The 21,910-nt window shown below is 37.3% G+C and carries 22 protein-coding genes; 7 read left to right on the top strand and 15 right to left on the bottom strand.

Features of this window, described 5'->3' with window-relative positions:
- Positions 1–61 precede the first annotated feature (61 nt).
- Genes mvk through fni form a run of 4 tightly spaced genes read left to right on the top strand, consistent with a single transcriptional unit; the run spans position 62 to position 4,113 of the window.
- Positions 62–1,012, top strand: coding sequence for a mevalonate kinase (mvk, locus tag ACYT32_RS07735; RefSeq protein ID WP_395265530.1), 951 nt, complete (start codon positions 62–64; stop codon positions 1,010–1,012).
- The gene (mvaD, locus tag ACYT32_RS07730; RefSeq protein ID WP_395265531.1) at positions 1,005–1,970 is read left to right on the top strand and encodes a diphosphomevalonate decarboxylase; all 966 of its coding nucleotides are present in this window, start codon (positions 1,005–1,007) and stop codon (positions 1,968–1,970) included. Before mvk ends, mvaD begins: the two co-directional genes overlap by 8 nt.
- 24 nt (positions 1,971–1,994) lie before the next feature.
- On the top strand, positions 1,995–3,074 hold the full coding sequence (locus tag ACYT32_RS07725; RefSeq protein WP_395265532.1) for a phosphomevalonate kinase: 1,080 nt from the start codon (positions 1,995–1,997) through the stop codon (positions 3,072–3,074).
- The gene (fni, locus tag ACYT32_RS07720; RefSeq protein ID WP_395265534.1) at positions 3,067–4,113 is read left to right on the top strand and encodes a type 2 isopentenyl-diphosphate Delta-isomerase; all 1,047 of its coding nucleotides are present in this window, start codon (positions 3,067–3,069) and stop codon (positions 4,111–4,113) included. The genes ACYT32_RS07725 and fni overlap by 8 nt, the downstream gene beginning before the upstream one ends.
- Here fni and ACYT32_RS07715 read toward each other — a convergent pair.
- The 3 genes from ACYT32_RS07715 to ACYT32_RS07705 all read right to left on the bottom strand — a co-directional run bounded on the left by ACYT32_RS07715 (position 4,110) and on the right by ACYT32_RS07705 (position 7,299).
- Positions 4,110–5,462 carry an RsmB/NOP family class I SAM-dependent RNA methyltransferase gene (locus ACYT32_RS07715; protein WP_395265535.1) on the bottom strand — a complete coding sequence of 451 codons (1,353 nt, stop codon included), beginning with the start codon at positions 5,460–5,462 and terminating at the stop codon, positions 4,110–4,112. The two genes, fni and ACYT32_RS07715, sit on opposite strands and share 4 nt — an antisense overlap.
- Before the next feature lie 5 nt (positions 5,463–5,467).
- Positions 5,468–6,442 carry a hypothetical protein gene (locus ACYT32_RS07710; RefSeq protein ID WP_395265536.1) on the bottom strand — a complete coding sequence of 325 codons (975 nt, stop codon included), beginning with the start codon at positions 6,440–6,442 and terminating at the stop codon, positions 5,468–5,470.
- Positions 6,443–6,537: 95 nt separating this feature from the next.
- A complete protein-coding gene (locus ACYT32_RS07705; protein WP_395265537.1) occupies positions 6,538–7,299 on the bottom strand; it encodes a hypothetical protein in 762 nt (253 codons plus the stop codon).
- Positions 7,300–7,513: 214 nt separating this feature from the next.
- Between ACYT32_RS07705 and lepB the strand changes: the two genes are divergently transcribed.
- The 3 genes from lepB (at position 7,514) to ACYT32_RS07690 (ending at position 9,438) form a co-directional block, all read left to right on the top strand.
- Positions 7,514–8,179 (top strand): signal peptidase I, encoded by a 666-nt coding sequence (lepB, locus tag ACYT32_RS07700; protein WP_395265538.1) that lies wholly within the window; start codon positions 7,514–7,516, stop codon positions 8,177–8,179.
- 34 nt (positions 8,180–8,213) lie between these two features.
- Entirely contained in the window at positions 8,214–8,399 is a 186-nt protein-coding gene (locus tag ACYT32_RS07695) for an LBP_cg2779 family protein (RefSeq protein ID WP_395265539.1), read from the top strand.
- Between the two features lie 151 nt (positions 8,400–8,550).
- Positions 8,551–9,438 carry a helix-turn-helix domain-containing protein gene (locus tag ACYT32_RS07690; RefSeq protein WP_395265540.1) on the top strand — a complete coding sequence of 296 codons (888 nt, stop codon included), beginning with the start codon at positions 8,551–8,553 and terminating at the stop codon, positions 9,436–9,438.
- Here the strand turns inward: ACYT32_RS07690 and ACYT32_RS07685 are convergent.
- From ACYT32_RS07685 to dnaG, 12 genes are all read right to left on the bottom strand, one after another.
- Positions 9,435–10,625: a DUF2075 domain-containing protein gene (locus tag ACYT32_RS07685; RefSeq protein ID WP_395265541.1), complete on the bottom strand. Its 1,191-nt coding sequence runs from the start codon at positions 10,623–10,625 to the stop codon at positions 9,435–9,437. The two genes, ACYT32_RS07690 and ACYT32_RS07685, sit on opposite strands and share 4 nt — an antisense overlap.
- A 40-nt stretch (positions 10,626–10,665) precedes the next feature.
- Positions 10,666–10,854 (bottom strand): 2-hydroxymuconate tautomerase, encoded by a 189-nt coding sequence (locus ACYT32_RS07680; RefSeq protein WP_395265542.1) that lies wholly within the window; start codon positions 10,852–10,854, stop codon positions 10,666–10,668.
- Between the two features lie 93 nt (positions 10,855–10,947).
- On the bottom strand, positions 10,948–11,625 hold the full coding sequence (locus tag ACYT32_RS07675; protein WP_395265543.1) for a type 1 glutamine amidotransferase domain-containing protein: 678 nt from the start codon (positions 11,623–11,625) through the stop codon (positions 10,948–10,950).
- Positions 11,626–11,644: 19 nt separating this feature from the next.
- Positions 11,645–12,853 carry an NADH:flavin oxidoreductase/NADH oxidase family protein gene (locus ACYT32_RS07670; protein WP_395265544.1) on the bottom strand — a complete coding sequence of 403 codons (1,209 nt, stop codon included), beginning with the start codon at positions 12,851–12,853 and terminating at the stop codon, positions 11,645–11,647.
- Between the two features lie 62 nt (positions 12,854–12,915).
- Positions 12,916–13,224 (bottom strand): ArsR/SmtB family transcription factor, encoded by a 309-nt coding sequence (locus tag ACYT32_RS07665; protein WP_395265545.1) that lies wholly within the window; start codon positions 13,222–13,224, stop codon positions 12,916–12,918.
- Positions 13,225–13,898: 674 nt separating this feature from the next.
- A complete protein-coding gene (gene pepT / locus ACYT32_RS07660) occupies positions 13,899–15,143 on the bottom strand; it encodes a peptidase T (protein WP_395265546.1) in 1,245 nt (414 codons plus the stop codon).
- A gap of 13 nt (positions 15,144–15,156) precedes the next feature.
- Positions 15,157–15,948: a Nif3-like dinuclear metal center hexameric protein gene (locus ACYT32_RS07655; protein WP_395265547.1), complete on the bottom strand. Its 792-nt coding sequence runs from the start codon at positions 15,946–15,948 to the stop codon at positions 15,157–15,159.
- A gap of 1 nt (position 15,949) precedes the next feature.
- Positions 15,950–16,639, bottom strand: coding sequence for a tRNA (adenine(22)-N(1))-methyltransferase (locus tag ACYT32_RS07650; RefSeq protein WP_395265548.1), 690 nt, complete (start codon positions 16,637–16,639; stop codon positions 15,950–15,952).
- 8 nt (positions 16,640–16,647) lie between these two features.
- Positions 16,648–17,844: a class I SAM-dependent methyltransferase gene (locus ACYT32_RS07645; RefSeq protein WP_395265549.1), complete on the bottom strand. Its 1,197-nt coding sequence runs from the start codon at positions 17,842–17,844 to the stop codon at positions 16,648–16,650.
- Positions 17,845–17,959: 115 nt separating this feature from the next.
- Positions 17,960–18,562 carry an NADPH-dependent FMN reductase gene (locus ACYT32_RS07640; protein WP_395265550.1) on the bottom strand — a complete coding sequence of 201 codons (603 nt, stop codon included), beginning with the start codon at positions 18,560–18,562 and terminating at the stop codon, positions 17,960–17,962.
- A gap of 137 nt (positions 18,563–18,699) precedes the next feature.
- Positions 18,700–19,818: an RNA polymerase sigma factor RpoD gene (gene rpoD, locus ACYT32_RS07635; protein WP_395265551.1), complete on the bottom strand. Its 1,119-nt coding sequence runs from the start codon at positions 19,816–19,818 to the stop codon at positions 18,700–18,702.
- Between the two features lie 21 nt (positions 19,819–19,839).
- Complete coding sequence (gene dnaG, locus ACYT32_RS07630) at positions 19,840–21,666, bottom strand: DNA primase (protein ID WP_395265552.1); 1,827 nt, start codon at positions 21,664–21,666, stop codon at positions 19,840–19,842.
- Positions 21,667–21,910 lie beyond the last annotated feature (244 nt).

Here is a 21,910-nt window from a genome sequence, read left to right as displayed (position 1 = left end):
AAGGTGGAAATCGGTGCAATAGATGTATAAAATATAGACTTAGAGAATATGAGGTGAGCATGTGCTTAAAGGAATAGGTAAAAGTCACGGGAAAACGATTATTATGGGAGAACATGCAGTAGTTTATGGCTACCCAGCCTTTGCAATCCCCCTCTTAAGTACCCCCGTCATTGTAAAAATAAAACAAAGTTCTGAAAATAATTTAATTTCAAAATATTACGCTGGTAAAATCGACCGCATCCCCGATTCACTGTCAGGCGTGAAATATTTGATAGCACTCTTAGATGAAAAATTGAATACATCTCATCAAAATTACACCATCAGTATCGATAGTGGCTTACCCATCGAACGAGGTATGGGGTCATCAGCTGCAATTGCTGCCGCCATTACACGTGCCTTTTTTGATGCCTTTGGAGAAAGATTAGATCATCAGACATTAATAGATTACGTAAATAAATCTGAAACTGTCACTCATGGCAAGGCCAGTGGCTTAGATGCTTTAACAGTCAGTTCCGAAGACCCCATCAAATTCAGTAAAAACGATGCACCTAAACACTTTAATTTCAACTCGGACGGTTTCATCGTCATTGCTGATTCCGGCGTCAAAGGACGTACTAAAGAAACTGTTGCCGATGTCAGACAAATGTATGACGACCAGCCTGAAAAAACTGGTGCCTATCTAGAGCAATTAGGCGACTACGCTACTAAAGCCAGTTCATATTTGACGAATGGAAACTTAAAAAAATTAGGCTTAGTTTTCTCCTTAGCCAACGAAGTTTTAACCAAACTCAAACTGTCGATCCCCAAGACTGACAAATTGATCGATGCCGCCAACAATGCCGGAGCTTTGGGCAGCAAAATCACTGGTGGCGGTCGTGGCGGCTGTATCATTTGTTTAGCCAGAAATTTGAAGAACGCTCAAATGATTCAAAAAGCATTAATTAAATCCGGAGCTGAACAAACTTGGATTCAACCTTTATCAATTTATGCGGAGGAATCGGATAATGACTAGGACAGCACGGGCCTATACAAATATCGCTTTGATCAAGTATTGGGGTAAAAAAGATCCACAATTGAAACTGCCCTTCACTAATAGTCTTTCTTTGACGCTCGATCGTTTTTATACCGACACCAAGGCCACTATCATCGATTCTGACCATGACGTGATTTATTTAAATGAGCAACTCTTAGATGACACAAAAAATCAGCGCATCGTTAATTATTTAAACACCGTCCGTCAGATGTATTCATTTACGGAACATTTTCAAATTGACAGTGTCAACCACGTCCCAACTTCTGCCGGTTTTGCCTCCTCAGCATCAGGTTTTGCAGCTTTAGCTGTGGCAATCAATGAAACTAAACAATTGCAATTAGATTCACGACAATTGTCGATTTTGGCGCGCAATGGTTCTGGATCAGCCTGTCGGTCGATTTATGGTGGTTTTGTCGAATGGCAAGCTGGAACTGATAATCAATCGTCTTTTGCCGCGCCAATTGATGAAAATCCAAATATCGACCTTTCCTTACTCTCTGTAGTTGTTGACAAGCATAGTAAAAAAATTTCTTCAACTTTAGGAATGAAAAATAGCGTAAAGACCTCCCCTTTTTACTCAAATTGGGTTACACTAGTGGCTTCAGAGATAAATGAAATTAAGCAAGCAATTGCCAAAAAAGATCTACAAAAAATCGGTGAGATTTCTGAACACAATGCGATGAGTATGCATGCTTTAACGCTTTCAGCAAATCCTTCGTTCACATATTTTGCTCCGGAAACCATTGAAATCATTCAATTAATTCAAGAAATTAGGCAAAAAGGTATCTTTGCGTATGCTACAATTGATGCCGGTCCGAATGTTAAAATTATTTGTACGAAAGAATCTCTTCGAAAGGTTCAGCAATACATCGAACAACAATTATCAAACGTCTCTACTGTGATCGCAAACATCGGTCCTGGTATTCAACTCGTCTGATACAAATTGAAAGGTATGATATTTTTGTCTACAGGAAAAGCACCTGGAAAATTATATTTGGCTGGAGAATATGCTGTCGTTGAAACAGGTTTCCCTGCCGTCCTAACTTCAGTCAATAAGTACGTCACTGTTACAATCAATAAAACTCAAAACGGTGGTACGATTCAGTCGAAAAATCTGAATAAAGAATTGATTCATTGGAATCGTCAAGGCACACAGCTTGTCTTTGATGACTCTGAAAGTCAGTTGCAATATATCTTGGCGGCCATCAAGTTCGTTGAAAGATACGCTCTCGAAAGAGACGTTAAGTTAAATTATTATGATTTATTAGTAACTAGCGAGTTAGACTCAAAAGATGGTAAAAAATACGGTCTGGGTTCTTCTGCTGCTGTTACTGTTGCAGTGGTAAAGACTTTAGGTGATTTCTATCACTTGGAGCTTTCTGCAATGGATATTTATAAAATAGCTGCCATCTCCCATCTATCTGTTCAAGGAAATGGTAGTTTAGGCGATATCGCTGCTAGCGCCTTTGGAGGCATTGTAGCTTACTATTCACCTGATCGTAACTGGATCTTCAATATGGTCCGCAATCACAGTATTACTGAAATTCTTTCACTAGATTGGCCTAAGTTACAGATTCACAGTTTAGAGTTGCCTGATGACTTGGAGTTAACCGTCGGTTGGACTGGTTCACCCGCTTCAACTTCGATCTTAGTCGACCGAATTGCCTTAACTAAGGCACAAAAGGTCGATAAGTATCAACACTTTTTGCAATCCAGCCGTCAAAACGTCGAAGATTTAATTGACGGTTTCAAAACTAAAAATTCCACAAAAATCAAAAAAATGTTCAGCGAATATCGTCAATTATTGGCTGATTTAGCCGATTTCAGCGATGTTCATATTGAAACAGAACTATTAGAAAAGCTTTGTGATATTGCCGAAAAACTTGGCGGTTCGGCCAAGACTTCCGGTGCAGGCGGTGGTGACTGTGGTATTGTCCTCAGTGATAAGTCCCTTGATATAGCCGAACTAAAAAAAGAATGGCAACAAGTTGGGATCACCCCACTGACTTTAAAAATTGGAGACATAATTGCTCATGCCTAAACAAGATGAACAAATTCAACGTAAAGTTGAGCATCTTTTCTTAGCAGAAAAATTTTTTAAGGAAACAGCATCTGCCGATTTTAATCGAGTTTCACTCTTGCATGATGCCCTACCTGAATTACGAATAAAAGACATCGATATGTCGACACAATTTCTGGGCCACCAAATTAGTGTGCCCTTTTATTTTAATGCGATCACTGGTGGCTCAAAACAATCTGAAAAATTCAACCAACAATTAGCCATGCTAGCAAGTAAGCTTAACATTCCCGTATCCAGTGGCTCCATGGGAGTCTATTTCAGATTACCTAAAGAAACTAAAAGTTCATTTACAACTTTGCGAGAAAACAATCCTCATGGCCTAGTAATAGCCAATGTCTCTGGTAAGGCTAATGCCACTCAAGCACAAACGGCGATTGACCTTATCAAAGCAGACGTTTTACAGATTCATCTCAACGTTTTGCAAGAATTAGCTATGCCCGAAGGCGATCAGGAATTTTTCTGGCTCGATAATATTAAAGATATTATTTCAAATGTTTCCGTGCCGGTAATCGTCAAAGAAGTTGGCTTTGGAATCAGCCAAGAAAACATTGCTCAGCTCTATAAAATAGGAGTTCGCAACGTTGATATATCTGGTCATGGTGGCACTGACTTTGCCCAAATCGAGAGTGCTCGAAACCACGACTTAGATTTAACTTATTTAGATCAATTATCCTTGACGACTGTTGAAGCTCTCTTAGAAACGGTCCCTTATCAAAATAAAATGACGATTTTTGCTTCAGGCGGCATTCGCACACCACTAGATGTTGTCAAGGCAATTCGTCTGGGAGCAAAGGCTGTGGGTATGTCAGGCCTAGTCTTGCATCATCTCCAAAAACATTCTTTTGAAGAAACAGAAGTCTTTTTCGACGACTTCATTAAACAATTACGAATCATTATGGCGGCTATTGGTGCTAAATCGGTCAACGACATCAAAAAAGCCCCCATCGTTTTCGATGAGAGCTTGATAAATTATATGCAGCAACGCCAAATCAACTTCTAACGTCTTAATCCTTTGGGATAGACGTTTTTTATTTGCTGATTGCTGTAACGGCCCCAACTGAATAGCTTTTCTTGAAAAGACAAGCCGATCCATTTATTATCAAAATCAGGTTTGGCAGTCAAAATAATCGATTCGCCATGCAAGTATTTCTCAAATTGTTCCGTCGTTAATTCATAAACTGTCTTTAAATCAGTAGGTTTGAGCGCCAATATCATTGCGATATCGGGTTCAAATCTATTTTTTTTGAATTCACCTAGTTTAAGACCATTTCTAAGAATATGCAAACCTTTGAAACGATTATCCAAACTAGCGGCCTGATATAAGAAATCAGCAATCTTTAACCAATTTTGTTCTTTAAGAGTAATCAAATTAGCTTGACTGAATTTTTGAACAAACTTGAAATCATCTTTTTTCAAGCCATCGTTAATTTTACGTTCTTTGACTTCAACCGGAGTACCATCTTTGACCAATTTGCACATAAAGTGGCCTTCACCGTTGAATTGATCAGGAAACATTCGCAACGTCTTAGTTAATTCTGGGTTACCATCAGCCCATTGTGGTCGACCATCTTCCATACCAGGATATTTTTTGACTGTTGCCAAATGCATATCGGGATACTTATTCAAAAACCAAGCAACATTTTGCTCATTTTCTTCAGGCGAAAAGGTACAAGTCGAATAAATCAATGCTCCACCGTTATTCAACAACTTATAGGCTGAATCTAAGATGTGTTGTTGTCGGTTAGCACATTGCTCAACATAATCCAGAGACCAATACTGAACCGATTCTGGGTCCTTACGAAACATCCCTTCACCGGAACAAGGCGCATCGACTAAAATTTTATCGAAGAAACCGGCAAACTTTTTCTCAAAATCTTTTGGGGAATTATTCGTCACAACTGTATTAGTAATCCCCATTCTTTCGATATTTGAGGACAATACTTTGGCCCGCTTGGAATTTATCTCATTGCTAACCAAAAGTCCCTTAGAGGCCATTTTTGAGGCAATATAAGTAGTTTTACTTCCTGGTGCGGCACACAAGTCGAGAATTTTATCGCTCTTTTGTGGATCAACGATCTCGGTCACATACATTGCACTAGGTTCTTGACTGTAAACATAGCCAGACAAATGATCGATTGAGTTACCGTCAATATCACCATAATAACCAATATTACTATAGGGGATCGGTTGGTCTAATGAATAGGCCACATTTTGAAAATTTGCTTTCAGCGGATTGAGTCGAAAAGCTTCTTGGCTGTCTGTTTCAATTGCTGCAAAGAGTTTCTCTGCTCGTTCCCCCAATAAATTACGATACTTTTCTTTGAAGTCAGGACTCAAATTGACTTTCATTTAAATTATTCACTCCGTTTACCAAAAAATATTTGCGACAGACCTATCAAAATCGTCACGATAGCCGACATGGCCATAAATAGATTGAAAGTGCTGTGACTTATGATAACGATTCGCCAATCGACCGCAATAAAGCCTAAGAACATTGGCACCATCGTATAGAGCAAGTAGCGAATCATCAGGCCATTACGGTAATTGTTCTTCAAATCACCCGTTAAATTAGAATGCGCTAAATCAAAACGCAAAGGAATCAGAATATAAAAGGCGATTGCCATGATTAAGAAGAACAACAAGACGATTCCGACCAGATACAATTCACCATTATTAGTTGCTTCGACATTCGTAAAATCGTCCGTCTGTGGAACATATTTATGCATCGAGCGCGTATGTAAAACTTGCTTGATCTTGCTCAATGTTTCTTTATTGTTAACTGCCCTGCCATCTAAAACTGTCGTCACTTCATTCAGATGATACTTAGACTTTGGTTGATTAGGTGACAGAGAGATCAACGTTTGTGAGTTGAGAATATCTGCGCCATCAAAGCCAATATTTCCAATGACTGAAATATAACGATTGTCCACTTTGATATAAGCTTGACTTTGAGGTTTGTAGGCTTCTAATTCAGAGGTCTTCCCCTGGATAGCAAAAGGAATTTGTGATGTAAAGTCATCTTTTGAAAAATAACGTCCGGAAATGATTGGCAATTTGTTGATTTTATTATGACTATAAATATAACCAACGTCACTATTCCCCTTTTCAAAGAAGATCAATTGATAGCCAGACATTTTCTTTTTTTGACTCAATTGTTGCACAGCGGTCACAATATTTTTCTTAGATTTTGTTTGTAAAACGACGGCTTCTTCACTCATACCTAGCCGATTCATCGTATTATTATATTTGATAGCATCACTTTTAGAAATGGCAACTCCGGTCAATAATACCACTAAGAAGATAACAATACTTGAAACAATTTTTTTCATAAAAATTCACCTATAATCTTGTCTTACTGATATCTTATTCTACACTAATCAACAATTAAAGGCTGAAACTAATTACAAACGCTTCAGCCCCTTTCCTATTTGATTAAAAATAATTGATCATGCACTAAGTCGTAACGTGAATAAAATCGATTGATCTGTTCGATTCTTTGATCTTCGACTAACTGTGCATTGTCCCAAAATTTCTGACTATTAGTGGCACCATCTTTTTCGCCAATCAATAAAAAGTTCACGTCTAATTGGCGGATTCTTTCAAGAATTTCATAGTCAATCTCTTCTCGGTCGGGACTCCAAGCAAGGATAATATTGTCAACTTTTTGACCATACTTTTCAATTGCCGAGATGGCATCGAGTGCTTCAATTGAGGTCAACTTTAAGTTACCCGTTTGGTCGTGCTTGGACCAACTTAAATCATCAGTACAATAAGTCTCAACCCCTAAATCTCGCAGTCCTTTTGAAAGATAACCATTACCAGCCATCAATTCTAAAAATGATTGACCAGAAAATTGGCGCTGAAGTTCAGCAACAAAGTCTTGCGTAATTGTGGCCCAATAACCAAAACGAATCTGTAGATAAGTTCGGAACTCGCCCAAGTCATGATCGAATTTTTCTAAATGAGCTGACATGGTTTGATAGGCAACTTCATCCAGTCTAATATTACTCTCCATAAAAGAAGTGATCTCTTTTTCAGTTAACTGAAATTGCGGAAAATGATATTTGGGCAATTCGTCTTGAGACAAAGCCAAGCAAATTCGTTCCATGAATTTTATGCGGGCATTAAAAACCATCCCATTCGGTAAAACTTTAGTATCTTCGCGTAATCCGTCAATATAATTCATTTTTTTCTCCCAAGACAATCTGCCGATATTTTAAAACTTTTCGACCTTCATCTTACTAAACTTTTCCCAACACTTAAAGTTATTCTTCCCTACTATGACACTTAACTGCGAAATGTTAGCATTCGATTAAATTTTAATAATGAAAATATCACAAATATTTCCAATAATTACGAAAAAGTGTAATATCATAAGTAGTACATGTACGAGGTGAAATATGGCAGAAAATAATCGTAGACGACAGCCTCAAAAAGACGAAGAAACTGGTTGGAAGTTTTGGTTGCAAACCATTGCTTTAACCATTGCAATCTATGCAGTCTTCTTCTTAGGGTTTAAGTTCATTCTTTCCAATGACAAAGTTTCGGGACCATCGATGCAACCGACTTTTGAGAACGGTGATAAAGTAATTGCTACTCGGCATTCAAATATCACCCGTGGCGATGTCATCGTTTTGAAAGCTCCTGATGAACCGGGCTCATTCTATATCAAACGAGTGATCGGTTTACCTGGTGACACTGTTGTTTCTAAAAACAACAAGATTTACGTTAATGGCAAACAACTTAACGAAGACTTCCTTAAAGCTGGTAGTAAGCTGAAGGAACCTGATACTAGTCTATATGCTGGTAAACCATACAGCTATACTTATAACTTTTCTCTGAGTTCTCTAGCAAAGAATTCACCAGAGTGGCAACAACGTTATAGCAGTTCTTACCTAAAGAAGATTGAAATGACTAACAAAGTTCCTGCTGGTACTTACTTCGTTATGGGAGACCACCGAACTGTATCTAAGGATAGTCGTATCATCGGTTTTATTAATAAAAAGAGTGTCATTGGTGAAGTTAAGTGGCGCTATTGGCCATTAAATAAATGGTCAACATTTTAAAATTTGAGTATCAAAATAATTGGAGGCATTTTTCATGGATAAACCAAATATTGCTGAAATGATAATTCAGTACGAAAAAGATAAAGACATGACTGATACGCAATTTGCTTTTGAGAGTCATATCTCAGTAGAAAGAGTTCATAATTTAAAATCAGGTGAATATGAACCAACAGCAGATGAAGCAAAAACAATCTTGGAATATATCAAACTACATCAATAGAAGTAATATTTGTAGTTTACCCTGATGGCGGTAACCAATTGGTTATCGTTTTTTTTATTGGTTTCGATTCAAATAATATTTTCTTATGTTATATAATATCTGTATAATCTATAAAAATATAACTTATAGTTTTATTTGATGAGGTGATTGAATGTTTTTGGGCAAAGTAATTCTTGAACAACGCAAAAAAATGACTTTAAATCAACAACAACTAGCTAACGGAATCTGTACACAAACCGTCATCAGTCGGATCGAAAATCAAAATATCTCCCCTTCCGTTGATGTTTTAGTAAAAATATGTCAGCGCTTGAATTTGACTTTGAATGACGTCTATTCAGAATTTTCCAAACTTCCTTCAAATAATTTGGTTAATGATAAATTAACAACCTTGTTTGAATTGGTTCAAAAAACAGATTTCGAAGAAGCAGCCAAGCTTCTTCCTAAAATTGCTACCAGTAATTTAACCAATCCGCAAAAATTGGAATTGAATTTTTTAAAGGGACAATTGGAACTACAAAAAAAAGAATACGACCAAGCCGTATTCCAATTCACTTTTGTTTTGACCAGCCGCAACCGTCAAAAAGACAGTTTTTGGGAAGTAATGACTAATATTGAACTAGCCGAAGTCTATTTACTAAAAGAACAACCAGAAATTGCCCAACACTACTTTGAAACTGCTAGTAAAGTTCCATTTCTGACCAATTTGACGATGCTTGAAACCATTGCATATCGAAAAAGTCAATTGAAGCTGGCGGCCTTTTTGTCGGCCAACCATGAGCTAGATACTAGCAATCAAGTCATTTTCAACAATCTAAGGCACAGCGATAATAATATGGTTGTAGCCCAAGCTACAGATGAGTTTTATTATTTAGCCGCTATCAACGCTCTTGCACAGGCTCCAAACGATCGTAACCAAGTTAGTCATTACTTGCTGTCAGCGATTGCTTTCGCAGAATATAACACCAATGACGCCTTGTTAGACAAAATTAATCAGACGATGCAAAAACATCAAATTACTGAACTCAAAATCAAGTCTTAATTTTTCAAATAGTCAAAAATACGTGAATCGTGAAAGTAAACAAAACAACCTTTGATACCACGTTTCATTAAAACATTGATCGAATTAAGAATGATTTTTTCTCTACTTTGGTCTAGATTGAGAAGATCATTTTGATGACGTTTTTTAAAAGCTTCACGGTCTTCATAGGCCTGCAAATCGATCTTGATTTTCCCAGATCCGTCATAGACCACAGAAGGACCAATTATCACTGCCACATAGTTTAAATCAAAACCTTGGACGGTATAGATCGAACCAATCTCATTGATAGTCTCAGGTTTTTGTGCCCAAGTTGTAGTTGAGTAGTTATACTGATCCCATGGCAGGTGAAAGTTACCTTCATTGACGAAATGCTTTTTCCCATCCAAGGTCGAAGGATAATCTGCCGTCGCAACGATTCGAGACTCACCTACTTGATCGTTGAACGATTTAATTTCTTGATACATAGTTTCAGCATCATTGTAGATTCGAAAGTCGTATTGATTGCTCAATTTAAGGAAATTGGACTGAGATTCTTGAACGGAATCGAGCGTCAATTTCTCAGTCAAATCATCGATCCATTTGGTGATTGATTTAGGGGCCTGCATGCGCATTTGCTGAATCAAAGTCGCCTTAGCATAATTTGCCCGTTGACGTTTAACAATTGCATCTAAGAGGCTTTGAGACCAGTAGCTTTTTAGTTTAAGCACTTGACGTTCATCAAAAACCAAAATGACAACTTTACTTAATTTAATTATTTCTTCTAATTGATTCGTTTGATTGAAATTATTGTAGTGATCACTCTCACTCAATAACAGATGAGCTTCATCGATAACGACGATATCAGCCGACCTTTTTTCTTTACGCAAACGGTTGATAAAGGTAGTAGGCCGCAAGAAACGATTCTTACGCAATTGCGAAAAAGCACCGGCGTTCTCTTGATAAACTTTCAATAATTCCGGGTGATTGACTAAAAAGTAATTATCTGTTTGATTATCTTTTGCTTGCTGTTCGATTTTTAAAAATAGTTGCGTTAAGATAACACTCTTACCCGTTCCAGCATCACCATTTAATTGAAAAACAGCTTTGGTTTCACCATTCAAATTAATTCGGCAAAACGTTTCAATCTCATCGAAAATAGCCTGTTGCTCTTGAGTAAGTTTTTTATTCGGAAAAACAGATTCTAACATTCAAATTACATCTCCAAGAAAAAAAAGCCTCACGGCTTTTTTATTTTTCGTCACTCTTTAAAACGCCACCAACTGCATAGTGTTCTTTTTCCATTTCGTTCAAGACTACATGAACGTGTTCAGCAGGAGCACCAGTGTTTTTTACGATTGCGTCTGTAACATCTTTGACCATTCCTCTTAATTGTTCTTCAGAACGACCTGCAATTAAATCAATGTGTACTAATGGCATAATGAATTCTCCTTAATTAAGTGAAGTAAAAAGCATTTAAATTATCTCATAACCTCAACGTTTTTTAAATACAATTCCCCTAACTTTAAGCCATCACGCCGACAGGTTTTTAATTAATAAGCGGGCAACAGCACTAGCAGAAAATGGATTCTGGCCCGTAATCAAATGACCATCCTGAATGGCAAATTCTTTGTAAGCTCGTTTCTTTTGAAACTTTGCACCATGGTCAAACGCTACTTGTTGGTTTAAAAAGGGAACGATTTTTCTCTTGCCGGCAAGTACCTCTTCGGCGGTCGTAAAGCCGGTGACCTTCTTATCCTTAATCAAATATTGGCCATTTACTTTAACGTTTAATAAACCTGCGATACCATGGCAAACCGAAGTTACGTAGCCATTCTGTTGATAAATCTTTTGAGTAAGATCTTGAAGCTCTTGATTCATCGGAAAGTCCCACATCACGCCGTGACCACCAGTATAGTAAATTGCCGCATAGTCTTGAATTTCAACTTCATTAGGAGAAAGCGAGTTCGTCAGCGCCCTTTTTTGAAAATCTTCACTCTCATAAACTTTTAAATCAGCTTCAGTTACGTACTTCATACTCCGAGGATCTAAAGGCACAAAGCCTCCTTTGGGACTAACATAATCCACTTTAAATCCAGCTTTAGTAACTTCTTCAACGAATTCCGTCGCTTCGCTCAACCAAAGTCCAGTAGCCTCATGTGTATTGTGATAACGGGTAGTATTAGTTAAAACAAGCAATATCTTTTTCAAAGTTAGTCTTCCTTTCCAATTATCCTCGTTGTGGAACCAGAGCTGATAAACCTTGCTCTTTAACCGCAAATCCTAATGAACTCCAAGCATTATCTGTGATCTGGACTGGTAATCCCTTGGCAATCCGCGCCATTTGTTGTTGATAATAACTTAGACCAATTAAAGAACCAACCTTCTTGTCTAAACCTTTAAGGTGAGTAGTTAAATGATGTAAGGTAATAGCTGTAAAGTTTCCTAGTTCAAATTGATTTGGTAAATCAGGTAATAAAACTAATGGACGAGCTAGACCAATGAGATCTGCTTCATGATTTTCAATCGCCTTTGACATACCATTAGCTGTACTAAAACCACCAGTTACTGCGACCGGAACTGTGACAGCTTGTTTAACTTTTTGAGCATACTTAATGAAAAAGGCTCCCTTACCAATCCCTTGAACTGTCGGTTTCTCATAGTTACCACCAGAAATCTCAATCAAATCAATTCCCAACTGATCCATCTTTTGAATCACCTTGAAAGAATCCTCTTCAGTGAATCCTCCCTCACGAAGGTCTGATGAATTGATCTTCAAAGCAATCGCAAAATCATTCCCAACTTTTTGACGCATTCCTGTATAAATTTCTACCAATAATCTCATTCTATTGTCTAAATTGCCGCCATATTCGTCAACCCGCTGATTATCATGTGGTGATAAAAATTGACTCAGCAAATACCCGTGGGCCGCATGAATTTCGACTCCAGAAAATCCAGCCTCCTTTGCAACGACAGCCGCATTGATAAACTTTTGAATAATTGTTTGAATCTCCACTTTAGTCAGAGCTCGTGGATCATTAAAGGCAAAGCTGTTTGAGCCCTCCATGGGAACTGCACTAGGTGCGACTGGTTGTTTACTGATAGTTTTAGGTGATTGTTTGCCAGGATGATTCAATTGCATAAAGATCTTAGCTCCATTGGAAGTCCCTGCCTTGGCCCATTGTTTTAACAAATTCAAATTGCTTCTGTCTTCAACAACAATGTTGCCAAATTCACCTCTGGCACTTTGATCGACCATGACATTACCTGTAATAATCAGTCCGGTTCCACCCTTAGCCCATGCCGAGTAAAGGTTTATCAACTCTTGCGTTGGACGATAGTATTTATCCCCCATTGTCTCACTAGTTGCGGCTTTCATAAAACGGTTCTTTATGGTGGTTCCATTAGGTAATGGTAGTTGCGTAAAAATATTAGTCATAATTTTTCTCCTGTTAATGGGTTTAAACATTTAAACGTATAGTTCAAAAAAATAATTTCATCTTAATTAGACGAAATACTTTCCTCTAGTGATTTGGTCAGCTCTTTAAGTAATTTAACCGTATCGTTTAACGAAACTTGATAAAACCGTTCTTTACCAACTTTGTTGACTGTAATTACACCTGCATCTAGCATCAATTTCAAATGATGAGAAACCGCTGGACGAGAGAGTTCCAATTGATCAGTTATCTGGTTGACCGTTAATTCTTTGTGTTTGCACAGTAATAAGATTATTTTTTGACGATTTTCATCTTGAAAAATTGCAAAAATAGGCATCCCGCGCTTAAAGATTGCCATTGTCTCTTCGGCCATTATTTATCTCCTATATGTTTAAATGTTTAAACGCATTGTATTACGATAATTGGTTAGTGTCAATAAAAAAACATTTCTAAGAAAAAAGTCTTCCCAGAAATGTCCTTTAGTTCTATCTTTAAAAAATCGAATTTGTATTACTTCTCATCGCTGGCCTTCATTTTATCATTGTATCCAAACAACCACGTGAGAATAAATGCGACTACAAAAGTACCAAAATGAGTAATTAAATAATCATAAAAGTTGGGACCAAGTACACTCTCAGTACCAAAAGGAATAATATCGGCAATATTGATATCAAAAAATCACTAAGGTTACATAAGAAAATATATTTGAAGTGAACATTTAACAAAATGAATCAAACCTAAACGCAACATCTTATCCATTATGAGAAAGAACTATTCCTGTACTCTTTTTTCTATGAGAAAAAACAAAAAAAGTCTCACACCTTGGTATTTCTACTAGGTATGAAACTTAACAAACGATTGGCTAACTTTATAATCAAGTTAGCAACTTTAAAAAATGACAAAATAAAAACACCAAGACGTAAAAATCAAGTATCATTGGAGTTCTCACCCAAACAATGAAAGATTTTTTTCGTCTTGGTGCTAGGACAGAATATCTTAATCGTCCCAAAGGGCTAACTTGTTATGAAATTTTCGATTAAAACACGATTAATGTTTTTCACTATTTAATTTAATGATTTCGAGAACAACATCCACGGCCTTTTCCATTGCTTCTTCAGAAACATATTCAAAACGACCATGCATATTCTCGCCACCTGCAAATAGGTTTGGAGTTGGCAGACCTTTGAAGGAAATTGTTGAACCATCTGTACCACCACGAACTGGTGCTTCATCTGGAACAATATCCAAGTTCTTCATTGCCTTTTCAGCTAATTGAACTACGTCCATATGGTCTTTCATAATCTCATACATATTGTAATATTGATCATTCATGTCGATCTTAACGGTTTCAGCACCATATTTATCATTCAATGCTTTAACGATTTCTAAGACCTTATTCTTACGTGCTTCCAGTCCATCACGTTCAAAGTCACGGATAATGTATGACATATCAGTGTGATCAATGGTACCTTGTTCGTCACATAATAGATAGAATCCCTGACGACCCTCAGTCTTTTCAGGAACTTCATCGGCTGGTAACATGCTTTGGAATTCATTTGCAATCAACATTGAATTAACCATAATACCTTTGGCACCAGATGGGTGAACATCTTTACCTGTAATATGAACCTTTAAACCCGCAGCACTGAAAGTCTCATATTCAAGTTGTCCGACTGGACCTCCATCGACTGTGTAAGCAAAATCAGCGCCGAAGTCTTTCACATCAAAGTGAGTTGCTCCTGTACCAATTTCCTCATCTGGTCCCAAGCCGATCTTGATTTTTCCATGTTTGATTTCTGGATGATTGATCAAATATTCCATAGCTGTAATGATTTCAGAAACCCCAGATTTATCGTCTGAGCCCAGTAAAGTATCACCACTAGTAGTAATTAGGGTCTGACCTGCGTAATTCTTTAGCGAACTAAATACTGCTGGGTCAAGAGTATACTTACCCTCTTCGTCAAGCTTAATAACACTCTTACCATCATAATTTTCAACGATCTTAGGTTTAATGTTCTCAGAATTAAAGTCAGCAGTATCAACGTGTGATAACAAGCCTAAAACTGGAACGTCATAATCAAGATTTGAAGGCAATTCAGCGGTCAAATATGAATCAACTTTGCGAATCTTAACATCTTTCAGACCAATTTCCATCAATTCTTCCGCTAATTTCTTAAGAAACTCGGTCTGTCTCTCAGTCGAAGGAATTGTAGTAGAATTCTCATCTGAACGAGTATTTTGCTTTGCATATTCCAAAAAACGTGGAATTAATTTTTCATATTTTATTGCCATTTTTATACACTCCCTATAAGAAATTATATGGTTCCGTATCCACTTCTGATTGTACTATATCTAAGCTTAATTTATTAGACCTTTTCCAATCATTTAAAATAGAAGCCATTTTCTTAATAAAGATTGCTTCAATATGGTGACCAGGATCGATTACGTTCAAACCATTAGCCATCATATCGTGGGCAGTATGATAATAGACATCCCCAGTGATAAAAGTATCAGCTCCAGCTTTTAAAACCTCTGGATAAAATTTACCAGCATCTCCACCGATGACAGCAACTTTTTGAACTTTTTGATTGCGGTCAGATTTCACATAACGCAAATTTTGGACATGAAAGGCATCGCGGACTTGCTTAGCAAAGTCGATTAAGTCCATAGGTTCTGCAACTTCACCCATCCGGCCAATTGAATAGTCATCATTTTCATCAAGGAAAGTGATGTTCTGGAGATCAAGAGCCTCAACCAGCCAATCATTCATCCCATCATGTGCTTTATCCAGATTAGTATGACTAGCGTAAACTGAGATATTGTGTGACAACAAGTCACGATACATTTGATTTTGTGGTGAAGCTAGGTCCAAATTATGGGCTGCATGAAACATTACTGGATGGTGAGCAACGATTAGGTCTACGTTTTTCTCAATTGCTTCAGCCACAACTTGAGGACGCACATCCAGAGTCGTCATGACTGTATTGACAGTCTGTTGGCGATCACCTAATTGAAAGCCTGTTGGATCACCATCCATTTTAATTGATAAGGGAGCAAATTCTTCGATTCGATTGATAACATCTTGAACTTTTACCATTTTAAAGTATCTCCTCAATATATTTAATATATTGGTTCATCACATCAATTTTTGCTTGGTCGATCTTTTTAGCATGTTGCATATTATTGACTGCCTTTTGGTAGCCATTTAATTTGCGTTGCCATTTATTGACAAAGCTTGCAGTTTTCTTTTCCATCAACACTGGACCCATTAGGAATTGAGCTTCTGTCAGACCAAGTGGCTTAGTGACTTTAGTAGCTTTAATAATTTCATAATCGTGATGATCTTCTTCCACGATATCTTCATCAATGATTGCAAAGCCATTTTCAACTAACCAATGCCGAACCAATGGTTCACCGATATTGGGTTGCAGCACTAAGGTTTTCACATGTGATAATTGTTCTGCAGTCGCATTCGTTAGGATATTTTGAATCAAAATTCCACCCATACCTGCAATTACAACTGTATCAATTAAATCTTCTGGTTGAATGACAGCTAAACCATCACCCAATCGAACATCGATCTGCTTACTCAAGCCGAATTTATCAACATCAGCCTTGGAGCGTGACATCGGCCCTGGAGCAACTTCTCCGGCAATTGCAAAATTGGCAACTTTTTGCTCAATCAATTCCACAGGTAAATAAGCGTGGTCTGATCCAATATCAGCCACTCTAGTATTTGCGTCAACCATTTGATAAACGGCTTGTAATCTTTTTGATAGTAAAGTCACTTTAACCTCTATTCTGCAGTCTTTTTATCTAAGTCTGTCATGTATTCGCGTGTCATTGGCATAGCTGTGCCACTTGGGCCATTAGTCAATAAGTACTGGATAACATCGATGTTACCACTTTCAAAGGAAGCAGCACAGGCTTGTAGGTACAAGTCCCACATTCGAACGAATCTTTCGCCATACATTTCCTTAACTTGATCTTTCACTTTACTGAAATTATGATCCCAGATTTCAACCGTCTTTTGATAGTGACGACGAAGTGGTTCTAAATCATCAATTTGTAAACCGGCATCCAAAATATTACCGACATTTTCTTTTACATCAGGAATATAACCACCTGGGAAAATATATTTAACTAGCCAAGCATCAACACCAACACCGTAATGTTGACCAGTAATACCGTGAATCAAAGCATTCCCATTGGGCTTCAAAAGCTTTTTGACTGTTTCGAAGTATCCAGGTAAGTTTTCCTTACCAACGTGTTCGAACATCCCGACTGAAACGACATGATCGAACTTTTCGTTAACTTCACGGTAATCTGCCAAAATAACTTCCATCTGATCTGTAAGATTTTCATCTTGTATCTTTTGGTTAACAAAGTCATATTGCTCTTGACTTAAAGTAACACCTTTAGCCTTAAGGCCATACTCTTTAGCAGCAGTGAACATCATTGTTCCCCAGCCACAGCCAATATCAAGGATTGTCTCACCTGGTTTGGTATTGAGCTTATTCAAAATGTGGTGAACCTTATTCATCTGAGCTTGTTCCAAGGTATCTTCTGGTGTTCGGAAGTAAGCACAAGAATATGTCATAGTTTTATCTAACCATAACTTATAAAAATCATTACCAATATCATAATGTTCTTGAATTTCTTTTTTATTTTCTTCTTCAGTATGACTGAACTTAGGAATATATTTCTTCAATTTAATACTGGACATGAAACTGTCAGACTGCGTATATGCCGAAGTGATCAATTTTTGAATTGAACCTTCGATTTCAATCTTTTTGTCCATGTATGCTTCACCTAAAGTTAAAGTAGCATGTTTTACAACATCGGAAATTGGAACCTTGTCATTAAATTTGATTGTTATATCAGATTTTCCCTGTGGTCCATAACTCTTTTCTTTGCCATCCCAAAAGATAACTTTAATCGGTATGGTAAAGGAACGTGAAAATATTTCATCATAAATCTTCTTATCTAACATAAAAATCCTCCAAAAAATATATGATTCCATTGTAAAACAAATCATGAAAAAATATAAATAAAAAGGTCATTTCCAGAAACACATTTTATTAATTGTCTGATTATTTCATAATAGGTTAATTATTTTTACGGAAATACGGATTGTTTTTTAAAATTCGAGTATAAAATGTTAAATCTTCAAAGGCTTCATTGAGGCGTTTTTGAAAATGGTCACTGTTGGCAACTTCTAAATTCAATTCACCCTGATCAGTAAAATTCTTACTTGCCTCCCACAATAACACTGGTTTTGGCAAAACTATCATCTCTAACATTTGTAGAATTGGCACTATTGCTCTGGCCGCCAACATTCCACCATCGGTATAGTAAGAATACGTTACAATTTGAACTGGTTTATGATCAACTTCTGGACCAATAAAATCTAAAGCGTTTTTCAAAGCTCCGCTGATTCCATGATCATACTCTGGTGACAGAATGATGTAGCCATCTTGCTTCGCAATAGTATTTAGCCAAGCTTGCTCGTTTTCATTCAAATTGCTGATGTGTCCCTCTAGAGGAGTTTCTTCATGGTCATAAAATGGCAATGGGTAATCCTTTAAAGGCATCCAAGTATAATGAACCTCTGCACTATCTTTAAAAGTTGTTTTCAAATAATTTAAAATATTTTCTCCCAATGAATTCGATCTAGCCGTACCTAAAATAATTCCAATCTCTAATGACATTTTCAATTTCCTCCTTAACGCAAAGTCCATTATAGCAAACCAAGAAAGCAACTGTCTTTGCCAAGACACAAAAAAACATGCTACTTTAGAAATACCAGCAACATGTTTTTCAAATCTATTCGTTATGTAAAATTTTATTACTCAAGGAAATCCTTAAGTTGCTTAGATCTTGATGGATGGCGCAACTTTCTGAGAGCTTTAGCCTCAATTTGACGAATTCTTTCACGAGTAACACCGAAGACTTTACCAACTTCTTCAAGTGTTCTTGTCCGGCCATCGTCCAAACCGAAACGAAGACGTAAGACGTTTTCTTCACGGTCAGTCAAAGTATCAAGCACGTTTTCAAGTTGTTCCTTCAAAAGCTCATATGATGCGTGATCTTCAGGACTAGTTGCATCAGAATCTTCAATGAAATCACCTAAATGAGAGTCATCCTCTTCACCAATAGGTGTTTCCAATGAAACTGGTTCTTGAGCAATCTTCAAGATGTCACGAACTTTTCCAGTAGGCATATCCATTTCAGCACCAATTTCTTCTGGTAAAGGTTCACGACCTAAATCTTGAAGCAATTGACGTTGAATTCTGATCAATTTGTTGATAGTTTCAACCATGTGAACTGGGATACGGATGGTTCTAGCTTGGTCAGCAATTGCACGAGTAATTGCCTGTCTGATCCACCAGGTTGCATAGGTTGAAAACTTGAAGCCTAGTCGATAATCAAACTTCTCAACGGCTTTCATAAGTCCCATATTACCTTCTTGAATCAAATCCAAGAATTGCATCCCACGTCCAACGTAACGTTTAGCAATCGAAACAACCAGACGTAAGTTGGCTTCAGCAAGTTTTTGTTTAGCTTCTTCATCGCCTTGTTCGATCTTCAAAGCTAAGTCAACTTCTTGTTGAGCATTCAACAATGGAACTCGACCAATTTCCTTCAAGTACATTCTTACAGGATCATTGACCTTAATATCGGTAGGAGCTGTAGTATCATCTTTATCGCTCTTCTTTTCTTCGCTCTTTTCTTTGATCAGAGCTAATTTAGAAGGATTACCTTTGTCGTCAACAACACCAATACCGACATCTTCCAATTCACTAATAAAATTATTTAAAGCGTCGCCTTTAAGCTTATAAGGTTTGATGATCTTTTCATTCAAATCATCTTCAGTAATCTTACCGCTCTTCTTAAGATCCTTGATCAGTTTCTTAGTTGCTGCTTCCAATTCTTTTGATACTGCTGGTTTTTTTGCTGTAGCCATATATATTTTCCTCCAGTATGCTTAATTACTTAGGATTCTTCGTACATCAACCAATTTCTTGACTAACTCGATCTGTAACTTATTGTCACCGACCATCGCCGCCCTTTTTAATTGTTCGTTGATTTCTTTTAATTGTGTCTCGAGACTCGAATTTTTGACATTTTTGACGTAGTCTTCAATTTCTTCGTCACTGTACTCTTCCGGCATGTTCATCATTTCCAGATCCGCTAGAAGATTCTTATCATCATCATCTAAAACATTCATGAAGTCAGAAACATTGATTTCATCATCATTCACATCATTTTTTTCAACATATGACAATAATTTATCAAAAACTCGTTGATAACTTTGATGAACAAAAGTAAAGCCTTCCCCTTTTAGGTTGATCCTCACTTCAGGGAAATTAAGCGCCCAATATAATAAGTAACGTTCAGATTTTTCTAAACGGTCATACTTAGGCTTGACGCTAGAAGTTACTTGTTCCAAAGCTTTTTGTTGAACGTGCTTATAATTGTTGGCTGGCTGTTGTATTGCCATTTGTCGCCGCAAAGCATCTAATTCTTTATTGATTGCTTCTTTAGATACTTGCATCTCCTCGGCAACTTTACCAACATACATATCTATTTCGACCGGAGACTTTAATTTTACGATTTCTCGCAATGATTGGTTCAAAAACTCTAATTGATCGTGTTCATTATTCAGATTATAGTTGCGCTTGAAGTAATTCAAAATAAAGGCAATTGGTGTCTGTACACCATTATTAGCTAAATTCTGAAACTTTTCAAAACCTTCACTGCGAATGTATTCATCAGGGTCCTTTTTATCAGGAATACTGATCACACCGTAAGTGAAACGTTCATCAGTCAACTGTGTCAAAGCTCGATAAGTTGCTTCAACTCCAGGATCATCACCGTCATAACAAACATTGATTTTTTGAGTCAATCGACTCAAGACATAAAGCTGTTGGTCAGTCAAACTTGTACCCATCGAAGCCACACCATTAGTGACGCCAGCCTTATAAGCACTAATGACATCCATGAAGCCTTCAAACAAGATCACACTGCCCGATTCTCGAATCTCTCTTTTAGCATTATTCAAGTTGAACAAAGTCTTCCCTTTATTGAAGATCTCGGTTTCTGGACTATTGAGATACTTGGCGGTAGATGCTTCCTTATCTAAAATACGTCCGGAAAAAGCAATGATATTGCCCGACTCATCAGTAATAGGAATCATCACTCGATCACGGAATCGATCAAATAACTCCCCCGCCTGATTTTCGGCAAACAGCCCCGATTTTCGTAAAACATCTTCACTGATATCACGATCCTTAAAGAACTGCAATAACAGGTCATTGTTATTGGGAGCATAGCCAATGCCAAAAGTTGTGATCAATTCATCCGATAAATCCCGACTTTTCAAGTACCTCATGGCAGGAGTACCGTTCTCTGTCTTGGTTAAAATGTGCGAATACAGTTTAGCTGCTTCGGCATACATTTTTAACAAAGTCTGACTGTCAGAATTTTGATACTGGTTATTGGTAGCTTCATATTGATCAGGAACCGGAATATTTCCCATCTGGGCAACTTCGATCACTGCCTCTGGAAAAGTCTTGTTCTCCATCTCCATGATGAACTTATAAACATTGCCACCACGACCACAACTGAAACAATGAAAAATTTGTTTGTCCTCCGCTACTGAAAACGATGGAGTTCGTTCTTCGTGAAACGGGCAAAGTCCAAACAAATTCTTACCTGACTTCTTCAATTGTACATATTTGCTAACTACGTCGACGATATTCGTCTTCGAGGTAACCTCATCAATGAATTCCTGAGGAATTCTCGTTGCCATGGCCGTCACCTCCTCATATGTTTACAAATAGAGCGAAACATAATCTAACACATTCATTTTTGGAAAACAAACATGTTGCATTATTCCACCAGCGACTAGAAATAAAAAAGTGCTCCCACAAAAAGTGCAAACTGGGACCACTAGCCACTTGTCAAATAACTATTATACACGGTTGATACTAAAAGTCACGTTATTTGATACTTTAAAACAAAAAAGTTGAATCATTCGATTCAACTTTTTAGTA

The sequence above is a fragment of the Companilactobacillus sp. FL22-3 genome, from assembly GCF_054881455.1.
Note: the sequence above shows the minus strand (reverse complement) of the source record. Positions and strands in the feature narration are given on the sequence as shown.